This is a genomic window from Candidatus Latescibacter sp., assembly GCA_030692375.1.
Lineage (GTDB): Bacteria > Latescibacterota > Latescibacteria > Latescibacterales > Latescibacteraceae > JAUYCD01.
Genome location: JAUYCD010000205.1, coordinates 1 through 17,252, shown reverse-complemented (window position 1 = coordinate 17,252; position 17,252 = coordinate 1). Strand labels below are relative to the sequence as shown.

The window sequence follows — 17,252 nt, the reverse complement described above, 5'->3', positions numbered from 1 at the left end:
GCATCGTTAGGGATAAAAAAAGTTTTGTTACGTAAATAATCTATACAAGCCTCAATCTGTCAAGCCTTAGCCGAAGGCTGACTTGCTTGGGCTTGACAGCAACTAACAAAATATTTCAATTCAGGGTTGGATTGAGATCATTTCCTCAATGCAACACTTATAAGTATATTTCTTTGCCAACTCTTTTGGAGAAGAACTTTTTTTTGGTAAGAATTTAGAATAGATGTAATTGGTTATGTCTTTTAGTCAGCAACTTACAGTAAATAAGAGAATTGAGTGCTCCTGTGTCTTTAAAGATCCCCCCTGCCTTCGGCATCCCCCCTTATTAAGGGGGGAATTCAGGGAGAGGGTTCTGTCAAATCCTAATAAATGTTTACATATTGAGCCAATTGCAAAAGTCGAGATTATTTTACGCAGCCCCCTTCCTGTCCTTTGGACATCCTTCCCCCTGAAGGGGGGCAGGAAAAGACTGTGGAGCAACGACTTCCCTTGCCCCCCATCGGAGGGAAAGGGACTGAGGGTTAGGGGGGAAAAAATTAACAATTTGCCTTTTTTAAGTATAAAAACGACTTTTGCAATTGGCTCATATTACTACAATTTTCTTTTTCCCCCCTTAATAAGGGGGGTAGGGGGGATTAACCTTTGAGATGATCACCTTAGCTTACTTAACGACATACCCGGATAGATTTATTAATGGTAGAATTTAAATTTTTATGATATGCCGATGATTTTTTTCTTGCCCTGCAACCAGATTTTCGTTCCGGCTTTCAATGTTCAAAAACCACGTTTCAATTCTTCAACCTGAGATTCACCAGTACCCAATCCATCAGAAAAAATTCTATACAAATCATCTGGCATGGCAAGGATGATGTTATTAAAAACATCTGCAATGTATGGACAGAATTGACGTCCTATATTTTTCTCTATCTCCTTAATGGCAGCTTCTTTTGTCATTGCGGAACGATAGGGACGGTTCGAGGTCATGGCATCGAAAGAGTCGGCGACCGCCATAATACGGGCCTCGATGGGAATATCTTGCCCAGAAAGCCCTTCCGGGTATCCAAGGCCGTCGTAGCGTTCATGGTGACTCTTCACCAGGTAGATTTCCGACTGGTAGGCCATCAGCGGCTGGATGATGTGCACACTCAACAGGGGGTGACGTCTGACTGCCCGGAATTCTTCCTCGGTCAGCCTGCCCGGTTTGTTCATAATAGTGTCTGATATTCCGATTTTCCCGATGTCGTGGATGAGCGCCATCTGACGGATCAGCTCGACACGCTCCTCGTCCAGGCCGATCTTGCGGGCGATGATGGTGGAGTAAGCAGCCACACGGTTCGAGTGACCGCGGGTGTAAGGATCCTTTGCTTCCAGGGCGGAAGCCAGCGAGAGGATCGACGACACAAACGATTTTTTCATGTTGTCGAGAAGACGGGCGTTTTCAAGCGAGATGGCGATCTGGCTGCAAAAATTCATCACATAGTCCAGGTCATTGGAGGTGAAGTCATCCAATCCCCGGATACGCTCCGCAGCCATTAGCCCGATGACCTTGTTACGGTTGATGAGAGGCACTGCCACAAAGGATTTCGGATTGAAGGTTTTGAGGATGACATTCTCCTTATGGAGAAATGATTGGTCTACATCGGTGACTATCTGGGCGATTCCGGAATCCACCACCCGCGCCAGGATATTCGATTTACGGTCAAGGGAGATGGAATAGTTTCTCATCTTGTCAATCTGGTTGGAAGAATCCCCGGCAATTTTGACCGGAACCAGGATACGCTTGTCTTCATCGATCATCATTATCAACGCCCGGTCGAACTGCATTACGTTGATGATAAGAGACATGACCACATCGAGGAGTTTATCGGTATCGAGAATGGAAGCGGTGGCCCGTGAACAGGCATCAAGGGAGGTCAGGCGTTCGAGGCGCTTTTTCAGTTCAGTATTAAGATGGCCGATTTCGATATACTTGCGCTCCATAAGCTCTTTCTCACGTTCGAGCTCGGCAAGGGAATCATTGAGCACCTCCCGGCGCCGGGTAAAAAGTCCGAATATCAGCGCGAACAGAGACTTTTTTGCCCATTCCATGGTGAATTCACAATATTCGTCGCCATCGAAATAGCATTTGTGCTCAATCATACGGGCCTGGGGTAGTCCCCAGATGGTGGGTATGCATTCATAAATTCCGAGATTATGCTGGCATACATCTTTCGTTGATCCCAGACCGGGAAACCATTTCAAACGCACTACTGCATGCGACCAGTCGGATTCCACGATCTCGACTTTCTTTGTCCTGTTAAATTTATCGTTTATTGCCGGGGCGCGGAGGATGGAAAGATAAGGATGCCCAATTGCTTTGATAAATATGTTTTCTACATACCCAAGGTGGCGGTAGAGGATTGATTCACGGCCGATGTTGCGCGCAACTTCCGGGTCACTGGAATACAGCCTGACCCGCTCGAACATTTTTGCGCACACTTCCTGGGAAATCCAGTTGTGCTCGTCGAGGAGAAATTCCTCCACATTGTCGATGGTATAAAAAAATGGATCGAGATCTGTCAAAAGGCTTTCCACCAATTCGGGAAAGTGCCTTTTCACGTATCCGATGATAGCATGTGAGTTTACACAGCTTACAAGTCGGTCCACAGTTCATCCCCCCGGTAATATATATCTGTAGTAATAAACAGAATATATTAGTGAAAAGCAAGGAAAATTATTCGAAGCGTCAGGGGAATAGCAGAATACTCAGAATAAAATGTATTATTCGGTTATGTCGTTAAGTCAACAACATACAGTAAATAAGAGAATTGAGTGCTCCTGCGTCTTTAAAGATCCCCCCTGCCTTATTAAGGGGGGAATTTAGGGAGAGGGTTCTGTCAAATCCTAATAAATGTTTACATATTACTACAATTTTCTTTTTCCCCCCTTAATAAGGGGGGTAGGGGGGATTAACCTTATCGGATGATCACCTTAGCTTACTTAACGACATAACCGTAATGTATTATGGTAATTACTCCCATACTCAGTTTATCGGATGAAGTTGTCAACTCTGAAGCACAATTTCCTTGACTTATCGAATTTTTTACCGCATATTCTCAGTGCAGGGTCCACAATTTTAAAACCTTTTATGGTATCACCTATGAGGGCCGCCCCTCAGGCTTGAGCTTACGCCGTGACCCCGTCTATCGGGTAGCGAGGCAAAAGGGTTGTGAGTGGCTATAAAGTACCCTTACAAAATACTTTCAACTGAGAGTGTTTTAATCAAACGGACCCTGTATTTTTTTGTCCGGGAGGGCGTAAGCTATGAAAAAACATCTCATCCCATGTATGATTTATTTCATATCAGGATGCGTTGCAGCCGGGGCGCAGCCTCCGGGATATACCTCTTCAATCGACGCTGCACAGAAAAATACTGCCACTGGCAGTGTCGGTATCGCCCAGGTCTGGGGTGAACAACTGATACCGCCATCCAATTATCCCCGGGCGATAATCAATCTGAAAGATGCCCTGCTGAAATGGACCTCCCTCGACGCCACGGTGGAAAAACATGTCCTACTGGGCACATCCGCCATCATGAAATTCCCCATCCTGTTCATCTCGACCGACCAGCCTTTCCAACTTACAGAAACTGAAAAAAAGAATTTGAGAGAGTACCTGAAAAGCGGTGGATTTCTGATGGTCGACAACGCCTCTGCCGGGATGGATAACAGCCCGGCTGGAGCGGCTCTCAAGCAGATGATCACGGATGTTCTCGGCTCCTCGCGGCTGGAGCCCATATCCAATTCCCATGAAATCTTCCTCTCTCCGATGGAGCTTGGCGGCCCGCCAGCCGGAAGCGCGACCCAAATGCAGCAAGTCGGGACACGTATACAGAAAGATGGTACATCAGTACCTTCCATGATTATGCCCACCGAATCCAAAACCCTCCTGGGCGTTTCCATGAACGGGAAGCTGGCTGTAGTATATTCCAATATGGGCTATACGAAAAAATGGAACGATAATTCCGGCAACGATCCCCAGTTGAAATTCGGGGTGAACCTTATTGTGTACGCACTGAAGCTGAAAAAGGGAGAATGAACCGGACTCTTCGACAGGCTCAGAATCCGCTGACCGAGCACTGAGCTTGTCGAAGTACACGTGTCATGCCGAACTTGTTGCCGCTTCGCGGGAACGATGCAAGCGCAGCGCATCTTTTAGCAACCGTTTCGGCATCTATCTTGAAGAGAAACGCAATAAAATATTTCGCCTTCTAACCCGCCCCTGCCCTCCTCATGTTTTTCCTATCCGGCTTCATATAAAATGGAATACTTGGTCTATCCCTGTTTCGATTATATTGTACTCCCACCAGACAGAACGAATTCCATCATCCATCTCTTGTCAAAGGGGAAATACCATGCAAAAACGTTTGTTTTTCATTGTTGCGGCGCTTCTGGCAGTAGTGTTCGTAGAGGGAGCGTTTGCCGCTAACGGCAGAAAAATATCGGTAAAGGAGACCCAGTCGGCCCAGGCAGCTTATGACCGGGGATTCGCAACCCAGGTCATGCGCGAGGGGGACAGCGCAGTCAAGCTCTGGAACCATGTGCTCATCGAGGACGATGCCCCCGGAGCGGGCACCAGCAACAAGGGTGCATTTATCGAGCCGGTGTTCGGCGACAGGATGATCAAAAAAATCCTCACTGTGGACGATCCGCGGTGCGAGGAAGCATATGTGGTGTTCTATACCCGCAACGGCTCGCCGAAAAAACCCCCGGTCAGGATAGGTGTGAACGGGAACGCCGCCTCGTTTCAATACCAGAGCGGGGAAAGCTATGCCTATGTCCCCATTAAACCTTCCTGGCTGAAAAAGGGAGACAACGAGATCATTTTCTCCTGTCCGGATGCAAAGGATCCGGCGGGAGGTTATGAGTTTTTCATCTCCCGCGCCGATGAATACAAAGCCGGAGGCGGAGACCCGGCAGCGCTGGGACTTGCTCCGAGGGCGGGAATCGACAGCGGAATCAGCCTTATCATAAAAGGACAGGCCGAGTTCGGACCTCCGGCTCAACCGCCAAAAGCCATCGGCAACCACTCCATGATCACTATAAACGGAGGAAAAACATGGACCATCACCGGAAAAGGACTCTATACCCCAAGTCTCACTCCGGGATTCGGTCTCGAGAATAAAAACGACAAGGGCGGCGTAGTTGGGGAATACACCGCCCGGCTCAACATGGTGAAATATGTTTCCGATGGCGCCCTCATTTCCCCGGTGATCGATCTCTGGGCTGAACCGGACAAGCCAGCCGCGCTTATCCCTTTCACCGAAGTGGAAAAGCTCACCCTTTCTTTCAAGGGCGCTGTCCCGGCCGGAACACAGATCACTTGGCAGCTTCGCGCGGGGCTTTCCATGGATCCTCTAAGCGAAGCGGACTGGTCGCAATGGTCGACTGCGGCGACCGGCGCCTCGGCTGATGTGGAACCTAAAGGCCGCCTGGAGATGCCCCCTTCCCATTGGGACCCCGAACGCTCGATCACCCTGCCGAAAGTGAGGTATTTCCAGTGGAGAGCAGTCCTTTCCACTACCGATCCGCTGAGATCCCCCACGGTCGAATCGGTGATAATTGACCGTGAAATCACCCGCCGCATGGAAATACCCCGTAATATTATGGTCCGTGATTATCTCAATCCGGATATAGGCTATTCCTCCACCGGTTTTATCTATCAATCGGCCGATGAGCCGATGAACAAGGAAGTCATCCGGCGCGATGATCTGGATAAGATTCTTGCTTCTTCTTCCGGAGAATTTGACGCCATCGTAAAGTTCCTCGATTACGCTTCCCGGCGCTGGGTTTATTCAGGCCCGACAGTAGAATACCCAAAATGGAACACGGTGGATATCGCCGAGCGCACCCATTCCCTGGGGGACGGCGGAATGTGCATCCAGTACGCCGCCTACCTGGCTCATATGCTTACGGTAGTTGGATTCCATGCCCGCCATGTGAATATCCAGTACCACGAGGTGGTGGAGGTGTGGTGCGACGAGTTCGATAAATGGATATACCTCGACCCCACCCAGGCGGTGGACCTTTATATGTACGACACACGGAGCGGAGCGCCGCTGAGCCTTTATGACATGCACAAACTATACTACGACATGTACGGCGTCAAATCCCCCATCGACTGGATGAAAACCCCCGATACCTGGAGGACAATAAAACCCGATCCCCAGTCGCTCAACACCTCTTTTTCCACCACCGACCCCCGGGTGGAGATGTCCCATGCAGGATGGCTCGGATACTTCGAGCTTCTTGATTTCCTGCGCATGATGCCCCGCAACGATTTTTCCACCACCACCATCCCCGAGCCGCTCCAGCAGGGCACCATACAGTGGCCCTGGGATGGGTACATCAACTGGTATGACCGTCTGGCGCCGCCGAAACTTCAATACTCCCGTTTCACCGACCGTGAATGCGATTTCTGGCCGACACTGAACCGTGTGCGCTGGGAGGCTGTGCCGGAGATCAACGGGGATGCCGTTTTCATAACCATGATCACGTTCACCCCCAGTTTCAAGACCTACCAGGTTCGCACCGATGACGGGAAATGGGCGGATTCGGACGACCATTTCACCTGGAGGCTGCACAGCGGGAAAAACCGCCTGGAAATGCGCGCTGTATCCAAATTCGGCGTAACCGGACATCCCAGCCGCATCGAGATAAACTGGGTCGCCAAACACATTCCCAAAACCATCTCTTTCGGCACGATGAATCAGTAAAAGAAAGGCGCAAAAGGCTTACTTATCCTTAAAATACACCGCCCCCACCTTACGGCGCACCTTCTGCATGGTGCGGGAGGCATGATAACGGGCTTTTTCCGCGCCGTAGAGGAGGATTTTACGGACCCGGGGCTTGTCGTTCATAAGCTCGGAATGTTTTTCACGGTAAGGGGCGAAGAAATTCCAGATTAACTCAATAAGTTCTTTCTTGACCTCGCCGTACCCGAGACCGCCGCGCCGATAGCGCCCGGCCATTGTTTCCGCCTCTTCGGGAGTCACAAACAGCTTGTAAAGCGCGAAAAGGGTGTCAGTTTCGGGGTTTTTGGTGGCCTCCACCGGAGTGGAATCGGTCACGATGGACATGACCCTTTTTTTCAGCTCGCTCTTGTCGGAGAAAATATTGATGGTGTTCCCGTAGGACTTGCTCATTTTCTGGCCGTCCAGGCCGGGGATGACCGCTACGTTCTCATCGATTTCAGGTTCGGGGAGCACGAAGGTTTCGCCATAGGTGTTGTTGAATTTGATGGCGATGTCGCGGGTTATTTCAAGGTGTTGTTTCTGGTCCTTGCCCACCGGCACCCGGTCGGATTGATAGATGAGAATATCCGATGCCATAAGCACCGGATAGAGAAACAGTCCGGAATTGGGAGCGATCCCCCGCGCCACCTTGTCCTTGTATGAATGGCTCCGCTCAAGAAGCCCCACGGGAGTAATGCTGGACAGGTACCATGTCAGCTCGGCCACCTCCGGAACATCGGACTGCACCCAGAAAATCGCTTTTTCGGGATCGAGCCCGAGCGCCAGGAAGTTGACAGCAGCTTCCATGGTGCCCTTTGCCAGCGCCTTGCCATCAAAAACAGAAGTCATGGCATGCATATTGGCGATAAATGCAAAAAGCTCGGAGGTTTCCTGATACAGAATCATCTTTTTCATCATGCCGAAATAATTCCCGAGGTGCAGTTCCCCTGAAGGCTGTATTCCCGAAAGTACTCTCATGCTTCTATTCTCCATGGTTCAGTTCATCTTTTAACCCGAATAATTCATAAAAAAGTATTTTGTTTCTTTAAACCTCAAAAATACAGCCCCCTTAATCCCCCAAAGGGGGACTTAAAAGAATGAAAGACAAAGCGTATCAGTTAATTCATAATTATGTTGCAATTATATGTTATTATATTTACCAAGTTAAGTCCCCCTTTGGGGGATTTAGGGGGCTGCCTTAAAAGAGCATGCATAAGTATTTGTTTAAAAATAAGTTGAAATAACACTTACGTAACTTTGTGAATAATTCGGGTTATAGAGGCATCAACAAACTATTATACACAATATTACCGTTCATTTTCAAGCATAATTTGTTTCATATTGGATGCTGAAACGAATTTCGGCATGAATCATCTTGAGAAAGATGAAAATATGTTTTCGTATATATCGTGGTTTCTGTTTTTTTTACTTGACATAACCCTTAATTAGTATTACTTTAAATTTCATAGAATGAATTATTTACGTTAAACTATCCGGTTGATATACAACTAAGCTTTAAAGGCATGATAAACCGGACACTATGAGATTTTTAAAGACTGTATTCAGAGTGATTATAAAATAGACTTTTAAGCTGCGAATTCATGGTGAGGAGGAAAATATGACCACCACCAAAAAAGATCTGGCATTGGAAATTGCAGAAGATACAGGGTGCAAAAAAAGCCTGGCCTCCAAGATGGTGGACAGCGTTTTCAATGCCATGCGGGAAAGCCTGATAAACGGCGACAGGATAGAAATTCGTGGATTCGGCGTTTTTCAGGTGAAAGACACCAGACCCAAACCGGCGGCCCGCAACCCGCGTACCGGCGATATTATCTATGTTCCGGAACGTCGCAAAACTCATTTCAAACCCGGAAAACTCTTGAAAGAAGCTCTCCACAAACCGAGAACAACCGCTTCGAAAGAATAGGGGACGGAAAAAATCCGTCCCCTCGATATTCAAAACGTACTGCTGCCGCCGGAAATATGCTATCTCGCTTTTCCCGGCAGCAATATTTCATTGTTCCGGAGAGTGATCTCCGTAAGTTTATGGTCCGGGTCGATAACCAATCTGCATCCCTCGATACTCTTACCGGCAGAAATCCTGAATGTAACCGTCGCGGTTTTTGGCTGGAGATCCACCGGCGCTTTGAGAGCAGGAACAGTCGCAGAAGCGATTGAGGCCCCGCCGGCGTCACGGAGCACAATATCCGCCTGCGGCGTATCCACCGCTCCGATGTTATGCACGGTCACCGCCAGGTCGCTCCCGCTTACTTTCACATCATCCATGCTGATTCCCAGGTCGGGACGCTCCCAGTAGGGAGTTCCCTTGCTGACCAGTTTCATATTGATCACGGTGGTAGCACCCGGGTCGAAGGTGAAATCGAGGGTTCCGGTGCGCTCGAATTTGACCGTGCGCTTGTCCACCGAGGTTTCGGCCACATCATCGCCGTTGGTGTCCCTCCCGACAGTCACTTCCCATGTTCCCGGCGCTACATCCCACCCGGTCATGGCGGCAGATACCGGTTCCCGTTTCAGATTATAGACGAGGACAGTGAATTCATCCGTCTTTGCCTTGGGAATGAGTATGGCCACGCTTTCCCCGTTGGCAGGCTCTTTGAATTTCCAGCTCACCACATGTCCCGGATAGAAGGCGCCGCGCCATTCGGCGACGCCGCCAAGCCGCGCCCGCTGAAGCTCGGTGGAGGTAACGGTTACCCGGTCGATCCACCACTGTCCATCGGTGTTCAGATACATCCGCTGGGTGGAGTTCGCGATCTGGTCGCCGTATAATTCTTCAAGATACTGCTTGTTCCCGCTCATCTGCCAGGCGACGTGACGGTTGATGTCTCCACCGGAGTGGGGATCGGTCCTCGCTGCTATCTGCTTACCCCAGGTATCGCGCTTGCCCAGAAGATCGAGCACATTGGCGTTGAGTGTACCCATGATCCCCGGACCGGCGTCGTTAATGGGCAGGAGATATTTCTCATCGCCGGTCCATCGGTATGCCGCCCAGAAAAGATGCAGAGCCGCTCCGGCGGAAGGCATCTGGTCCTTATCGTCCGTGAAATGGATGCACGAAGGTATTACCCAGTTGCCGTTGGCGTCCTTCTTACGGTGCGCGAGGAGACCGTCCGCGACCTCCAGGAGGAGCTTCTTCGCCTCCGGGTTTCCGTTAAACTCCACGAGCACCAGGCCGGAATGAAGAATGCAATAGGACAGCGGGAACTGGTACTGCCAGACCCCCTCCTCGGCCATCTTCGTAGCGCCGTAGAAATTGGAGCGGAAGTGACGGTGCCCGGCCGGGTTGATGCCGGTGATGCGTTCGTAGGCTTTCGAGGTCTCCATGAGCCGTTCCACTATCTTCGGGTTACCGTAGGAGAGGTTCATATCCTGCGGGAGCACCTGGAGGCCGTCTTCATAGACATGGAGCTCGTCGGTCTGGATGGTGATCATGCCGTTGGTGAACATGCCCTGATCATAGTGGGCTTCCATGAGCTTGCGAATGGAACGGGTTATCTTGTCCGTATCCACTCCCATGTGCGCCAGGCCTATGAACTGGTGGGTCATGTCGCCGTCATCGGAAAGCCCGCCGCCGAATTCGCCATTCTCGATCTGACGGTTGTCGATCCACCAGTTGACAAAATGACGCACCAGTTTCAAATCCTCGATCTGACGGAACGCCCAGAGCGGAACTCCGGCGGGCGGCTCGGGCTGCTTGAATTCGGGCAGGCGCTGCTCCCCGTTTTTGTAGTTCCAGTAGACCCGGGCCAGTTCGTGATTGGGGCTCACCCGGAAGAGATCGGTGATTTCACGGTCGAATTTCTCGAATATCCGCAGCTTTCTTGAGTTGGCGCCCGATTCGCACAAGTTTGAAATGGTATCGCGAAGCTGGGTAAACCGGTCTATTTCCTGCTCTTTGACCGCTTCGTTGTACTCCTTGAAAACGAGCCTGAGCTGCGTTCCTTCCATGACATCCGGGCCGAAATCCTGCCCTGCCCCGGCGATGGTCAGGTAGAGCGGATAGCCATTGGGGAGCACCTTGTCGCGGATATCCATGAACAGAGTTTTGGCTTCCCCCGGTTTCACCGAAAAGGTGAAATCGAACAGGTCGCGGTCAGGCCAGATGGGGTCTTTGATACGGATATTGAGCGGGAAATATTCACCGTGGGTAGGTTTTACCCGGAGCGCCGGGAGGTCGATGGCGATGCCGTCCAGGCCGCCGCGCATGTTTTCCCAGGTGTAGGAAGCGAGCCAGCTCGCGCCTTTGTACCATCCGAGAAAAGTGACCGGGTTCTCTTTCCCCCGGAACTCGTACGGGATGAGTATATGCACCAGCGGGAGCATGGTTCCCCGGGGCGCCTTGAGCGGAGTGACCCGTGCGCCTCCGGGCAGCGCCACCATGGTGCACCGTTCATCGGGCAGGAAACGGCCGTTGATGTAATCCACGAGCGATGTAAGGGTGGCATTGTTCGGTTCCGCCTTTCCGTTGAGACGGTACGAGAGGGTGGTGATCCCACGCAGTTCCCTCGCCGGAGTTACATTATAGACCATGAAATCCCCGATGGCCATCTCGCGGACATCGTTGGTAAAGGCGATCTTTCCGCCCTGATGGGTTTCCGGGAGACGGTTCGCTGTGCGCTCCTGGTCTTTGGGCCGTGAGAAAAGGAACGATTCCTTATCCTTCTTTGTCTCCAGGTCATATTGCTGCGCCATCGCCTTGCCGTAGGCGGCGCCTGAAATCTCGATGTGGTTCCAGGGCTCGTCGTTCATGGTGAAGGTAATTGACTTTCCGGAAATGGAATAGCAGTTCCAGTCCGGCTGGATCATGTAATCGTTGTGCCCGGGGAGACTGGAACGGTTAAAAAGCGAAGGCCAGACAGTCTCACGGACGCCGTCGTTGCCTTTCCACCACCACTGTTTGTAATCGAAGGCTTCCTTCACCTCCACCCTGCGCACGGTCGCCTCGCGGGCGGAAAGCGGTGCAGGCACATCGCCGGGACGGTTCCAGCCATACCGATGCCACCACTCGGCGCGGACAGCAGGGTCGTCCAGTGTCCGCGTAACAGTCTGAAGACCAACCGTGGGCTGCCCCTTCGCCAGGCGGGCGATCTGGTCATCCGGGAGCATGCGGTCATAGATGCGGTATTCATCGTAATCTCCGCCGCGCATGAAGTTGCCTTCGCTTCCCACATAGTTCGGGCCGACTCCCCGCGCTCCGGTGCCCCACTGGTCTATCCCGGCGAAAAGCACACAGGTGGTATCCTTTTTTGCCACCAACTTGCCGTCCAGATAGAGCCTCACGCCCTTCGTTTCGTCCCAGGTCATGGCGATATGATACCATTTCTTCGCGTCGAACAGGGTCTGAGATGTGTAATGCGCGCGCACCCTTGCCAGGTTCGCGTCGGTCACAAAGGCGTCGATGCCCCCCTCGCCGTTGTAATCAATGCGCATCCAGTTGCATTGAATGTCGGAGCCGTTGGTGAATCCGCCCTGCACGATGTGAAACGGCGTTTTTCCCACCGGGTCGCGCGGACGCCAGAAGAACGAGAATGTCCCGCGCTCGGCGTACATGTTGCCCGGACTTTCATAGGCGAAAAGCTGGGTGAAATTGGGGTTCGAGAACGCCGATCCATTCGCGCCATCTTTCACAATGGCTACATCGTTGAGCATAGTGGGTTCTGGATTTCCCTTGGCGAAATCGGCGGTGAACCCGTTGTCGCCGGAAAGGTAGAAGAGGAGGCCCACTTCTTCGGGCGCTTTGGCCGCGAAAGCCGAAGAAACCGAGAAAATCAGGAAGAGAAGGGGCAGGAACCAGAGGGAGAGGCTCCGTTTAACTGACGGAAAAGAATGCATGATTTGACCTCCGTGAAAAGGTAAAAAGGATTCGATTAGTAAGTGGTGAATATATAGCGATTTCGGGGAGAAAAGGCAAGGGAGAAGGAGGAAAAGAAAGAAATCCCCCTGTCCTTCGGAAATCCCCCTTGTTAAGGGGGACATGTGTGAAGGGATGTCCTTTACCCCCTTAATAAGGGGGTCGCCGCATAAGCGGCGGGGGGATTTTAAAGCGGCTGGGGGCTTCGCCCCCAGACCCCACATATCAAGTGTCAAGAATCAAAAATCAAGTGCTCAAAAGATTGCTTTCAGAGACGCCGGACGACCCGGAAGCCTCGAGCGTCGCGCCTGCCGTCTGGGGTGGTGCCGTAGCGATAGGCCGACCGGCAGTAGTCGTCGCCGCCGTCCCAACCGCCGCCGCGGGCCACACGGAAGGAGCCGGTTTGTGCACCAGTGGGATTTGTAGCACTTCCGCTTGAGTAGTCCCCATACCAGTCATTACACCATTCCAAAACGTTCCCATGCATGTCGTACAGTCCATGCCCATTGGGAGTCTTTAGGCCAACCGGGTGCGTCTTATTGCTGCTGTTGTCATAATACCACCCAGTGCGGTCAAGATCACTTGCATTGTCGCCCGTATAATACTTCGTTGTTGTCTCTGCACGGCAGGCATATTCCCACTCAGCTTCGGTCGCCAGCCGGAAACCATTCTTCGTAAAATCACACGCGCCCGTACTTTCATTATAGCAACGGCTCAATACCGAACTGTCGCTAGCCGCATTGCAGAACTTTATCGCATCCCACCAGCTCACCTGCTCCACCGGAAGGTTGTCATCCCCTTTGAAACTAGAAGGATTCGTACCCATTACAGCCTTGTACTGCCCCTGGATTATTTCGTAAGCGCTCATTTGAAACGCGGACAATGTTACCGCATGAATTGGTTATTCATTGGAATAATCATTTGATCCCATCTGGAATGTCCCGCCGGGAATGGAAACCATTTTTATGGCATCGAGGGGGGTGATTTTATCTTTCATAGTTATGGCGACTGAACTTGACCAGCCGCTGTCTTTATTTCCGATGTTTGTCTTCGCTCTATAGTACCATGTTTCTCCGGTTGAAGAATGTGTAAATGATTTTGATGTCTCAGTTACCGTAAATGAAACGGCATTTGCAAAAGAATCATTATTAGCTTCTTCCAGCACATAAGAAGATACTCCGACATTATTCCAGGAAACCGTATACGATGTTCCTTTCAGCGCGGCAGAAGGGACTGAAAGACCCGGTGCTTGATAACCCTGGAAATTCACCCCATCCGGATCCAGTGGATTATCGAACTTCGGCTTATCCGGGGCGCAGGCAATTGACAATGAAACCACGAATATAAACATCAGATGTAAGCTCTTCATGTTCAGAACCTCACCGCGAGAGAAATCCCGCACTCATTGCTTTCAATACGAGGCTCAAGATGCATCGCATTCGATGGCGGCTTCATTTCGACCCTCGGCTCGGTAAATGCGGCGTCCACAAGATTCCAGACATAAACCGCGGCGGCGATCCCTATGACAGCAAGCTGCACGGTGGATACTTGTGAAGCCTTGTCGTATGTATTTCGCACCTTGATCCGGGCGTCCGGAAATTTTGCAAATTCGGTTTGGGTGATACTTCGATACGCCGTAAGGGCATCTTCATAATCTGTGTTCGCAGTATTCGCCGAAAGCGTTGTGCCTACCACTCCAGCTATGGCGGCGATCTGGAGAACGCTTATCAATACACCTTTGCCCTTGTATTCGGCATAATACTGGCCAGTGCCGGGAACAAATATACTCCTCATAAGCACGCTTCTCTTTGTTTTGGGAATAAGAACCGGGGAGATATTCACAGGTGCGGACTGGCTGACATTGGCCTGTTCCCGGTAGGTTTCGTAACCCATGCGGGCTATAGCAATTGTGTGGATTCCTTCGGTGACTGTGAAATCCCGTAAGGGCGTTTCACCTGCATTATTGCCGTCGATAGAGACAACAGCCCCATCGGGGCGGCTTTCGACAGCAATTTTGACCAGACGATGAGCGCATACTCGATTTCTCTTTTTTCTCCGGGGGAAAGGGTGATATTCTGCCGGAAGTCGGTGTATCCCTGACGGGTAATAGTAACCGTATAACTTCCTCGTTGAAGCTCATAACCGGCAAGGGGAGTTTTCCCGATTTCTTTCCCATCTATTGAGACTGTCGCACCATCCGGGGAGCCTTTAAACGTAAGTCTTCCGAATGCGGTGAGATTGTAGGCCAGCTTATGCCGTTTCCCAGGCTCGATAACGATCTCTTTCGTAAAATCCTCGTATCCAGCGCATGCAACGACAACCGTATGTTTTCCGGGTGTTAATGCGTGAAATTGTATAGGTGTCTGCCCGATACTCTGTCCGTTTATCCGCACTTCGGCGGAAGCAGGCGTCCCCTCGATGGAGAGATAGGATATTTCAGGCTGGGCGAGGGGCTGGGAAACACCGGGGAGCGTCCTTTGCGCCGGTTTCAGGGGGTCAGGTAATCGTACTCCGGTAAGTAGTTCATGGCCGACCAGCGGAAGGATATCTAGGACGCCGTCAATTTTGCCCTGATGCCTGCTGCTAGCCGAGCGGATAACTTTGGAGGACTCGACATCCACGATACGGCAGGAAATGATGTATGTTTCACCGACCAGCCCGACCGAGCCGATGATAATTCGCTGCACGGAAAGCAGTCTCCCGAATGTCACCGCGCAACTGTCATCGGAGCAGAGAACGTCCTGCATTTTGAACTGGTCAAGGATCTTGTCCATCTGGGAGCGTTCGAGGAGGGTGTACTTTTCTTTCAGGTTTGCGCCCTGGTTTTGAAGAATTTCAGAGATACCTGAATAGAGGGTTTCGGTGAGGGTTTCCGACTCGATCTCGGAGATGCCCATGCCTTTCAGTTTCATAATGGCGATGCTGTAAGGCTTGTCGCTCTGGGCAAAAGAAAGAGGGCAGAACGCAAGAAATATAGCGGCGGCGAGGATGCCAGCAAGAAAAGACAATGGTTTCGTGGACATTGCCTGCTCTCGAGAGGGGGGATTGAAATTAAAGAGTTTTTTATAATGTTCAGAATATATGCAGAGCAGCACATGGTGACAAGAAGAATTTATTATTTTCATTAGACCTTGAAACGGTTTTATCGTTCCCGCGAAGCGGCAACGAGTTCAGGGTGACACGTGTCATGCCGAACTTGTTTCGGCATCTATTTTGAAAAGAAACGCAATAGATATGCCATCATGTATAAATGCAGTGATTTTTTCAACATCATGTAAATCTTGTCAATCCTGTCCAAAAATTTTTTCTTTCTTTGCGCACTTTGCGAACTTTGCGAGAAATATTCTTTATTCAGTTTCATTTCAATTCCAGAAATGTTACCGGGTTATCGTAGAAATACCAGGGCTGACGGGTGTCGCTGACGCAGGTGCGCTTGATTTCGAGAAGCGTCCCGTCCGGGGCGGTGTAATCGTAGCCGTGATTGTCGAATACGATGGGCATGCCGCTGTACCCGCCCAGGAGAAGCTGCACATGCTCCCAGGAAACCATGAGGGTGACAAACGGCTCGTGGGCGAGGATACTGCGGTGTTTCTCGTCTTTCGGCATGGCGACGGGGAGCACTTCTTCGCAGGCGCCGAAATGGGTGAACAATTCCCCCTGGTAGGGCAACCGGAAGCCGAAACAGGCGAAAATGTCGCGCCAGGTAGTCTCGTGGCTCCGCCCAAGCCAGGCGCCGGTCCAGTCGTAGGGATTGTCGAGGAGCTTGAACGCGGTTTCCACGATGTTCCGCCGGGTATAAGGGAGGTAACCGATATGAATATCGGCGTCTTTGGACAGCCGGGCTTTTTCGATCTCGAACCGGCCGTCGTTCCGCCGCAGGGGAACAAGGATCGTACGGGCGTCGCCTTTACTGGCGAGCGGGGCACGGTCTCCCATGCGCAGCCAGCCGGAGACATACCGGCAACTCTCGTCTGTGTAAAACGGCACGCGGTCGCCGGTGCAGACCACGAAATCCTTCGACGCCGAAAAACGCTCGATGATTTTCCCATCCGCGAAGGCAATGTCCTCCGCGTTCACCCAGCCGAAGCCATCATCCGACAGAACGAAGAGGAACGCCCCTGAAAGAGAGGTATGGAGCACATGAACCGGCCTCCCGATGCGGAGAATGCCCAGATTCCACATGTCCCAGTCACGGATGGTTTTGTTCTCCTTGAGCCCCATCTGGAGGGGATAGAGCGAGGGGATGATGCGGATACGAGCGTGACGGACGGTCACACCGTCTTTGACCTGCGGCTTTTCAGGAACCCGGTCGAGAGACATTTCTCGCTCGAATGCATCGATTTCCTCCGGGCTGTACACTACGGCGTACATGTTCCCGAACGGGATGCTCCGGAGATAGGTGATTTCACGGCGGATCGTCTCACGGATCACCCTGCTGATCTCCGCCGGGGTCATACGGTGCGGATCGGGCAGAGAAAGCACCCGGCCTGGGCGTTCCAGCGGCTTCTTGCGGGAATCGAGGGGGTAAAGGATGGCTTTCCGCTCCGGATTGACATCGCTGAAGGGATCAGGAGAGTGCATCTTCTTTTCGTATCGCTCGTTCATTTC

General features: G+C 51.4%; 11 protein-coding genes. 3 read left to right on the top strand and 8 right to left on the bottom strand.

Going from position 1 to position 17,252, the window contains the following annotated elements:
- Positions 1-774: 774 nt before the first annotated feature.
- Positions 775-2,646 (bottom strand): HD-GYP domain-containing protein, encoded by a 1,872-nt coding sequence (locus tag Q8O92_12500; protein ID MDP2984135.1) that lies wholly within the window; start codon positions 2,644-2,646, stop codon positions 775-777.
- Between the two features lie 657 nt (positions 2,647-3,303).
- On the opposite strand from Q8O92_12500, the gene Q8O92_12495 reads away from it, so the two are divergent.
- Together Q8O92_12495 and Q8O92_12490 are read left to right on the top strand one after the other, a co-directional pair.
- Positions 3,304-4,077: a DUF4159 domain-containing protein gene (locus tag Q8O92_12495; protein MDP2984134.1), complete on the top strand. Its 774-nt coding sequence runs from the start codon at positions 3,304-3,306 to the stop codon at positions 4,075-4,077.
- Between the two features lie 316 nt (positions 4,078-4,393).
- Entirely contained in the window at positions 4,394-6,754 is a 2,361-nt protein-coding gene (locus Q8O92_12490; GenBank protein MDP2984133.1) for a transglutaminase-like domain-containing protein, read from the top strand.
- An 18-nt stretch (positions 6,755-6,772) separates the two neighbouring features.
- Here the strand turns inward: Q8O92_12490 and trpS are convergent, their stop codons facing one another.
- Positions 6,773-7,750 (bottom strand): tryptophan--tRNA ligase, encoded by a 978-nt coding sequence (gene trpS / locus Q8O92_12485; GenBank protein ID MDP2984132.1) that lies wholly within the window; start codon positions 7,748-7,750, stop codon positions 6,773-6,775.
- A 640-nt stretch (positions 7,751-8,390) separates the two neighbouring features.
- Here trpS and Q8O92_12480 point away from each other — a divergent pair.
- On the top strand, positions 8,391-8,699 hold the full coding sequence (locus tag Q8O92_12480) for an HU family DNA-binding protein (GenBank protein ID MDP2984131.1): 309 nt from the start codon (positions 8,391-8,393) through the stop codon (positions 8,697-8,699).
- A 59-nt stretch (positions 8,700-8,758) separates the two neighbouring features.
- Here the strand turns inward: Q8O92_12480 and Q8O92_12475 are convergent, their stop codons facing one another.
- The 6 genes from Q8O92_12475 to Q8O92_12450 all read right to left on the bottom strand — a co-directional run.
- Entirely contained in the window at positions 8,759-12,625 is a 3,867-nt protein-coding gene (locus tag Q8O92_12475) for a LamG-like jellyroll fold domain-containing protein (GenBank protein MDP2984130.1), read from the bottom strand.
- A 287-nt stretch (positions 12,626-12,912) separates the two neighbouring features.
- Positions 12,913-13,542, bottom strand: a complete 630-nt coding sequence (locus Q8O92_12470; protein ID MDP2984129.1) for a formylglycine-generating enzyme family protein — start codon at positions 13,540-13,542, stop codon at positions 12,913-12,915.
- A 3-nt stretch (positions 13,543-13,545) separates the two neighbouring features.
- On the bottom strand, positions 13,546-14,013 hold the full coding sequence (locus Q8O92_12465; protein MDP2984128.1) for a hypothetical protein: 468 nt from the start codon (positions 14,011-14,013) through the stop codon (positions 13,546-13,548).
- A gap of 2 nt (positions 14,014-14,015) precedes the next feature.
- Entirely contained in the window at positions 14,016-14,618 is a 603-nt protein-coding gene (locus Q8O92_12460) for a DUF5683 domain-containing protein (protein ID MDP2984127.1), read from the bottom strand.
- Positions 14,543-15,667: a PEGA domain-containing protein gene (locus Q8O92_12455; protein ID MDP2984126.1), complete on the bottom strand. Its 1,125-nt coding sequence runs from the start codon at positions 15,665-15,667 to the stop codon at positions 14,543-14,545. Before Q8O92_12455 ends, Q8O92_12460 begins: the two co-directional genes overlap by 76 nt.
- 334 nt (positions 15,668-16,001) lie before the next feature.
- On the bottom strand, positions 16,002-17,252 hold a 1,251-nt coding region (locus Q8O92_12450), incomplete at its 5' end, for an SH3 domain-containing protein (GenBank protein ID MDP2984125.1).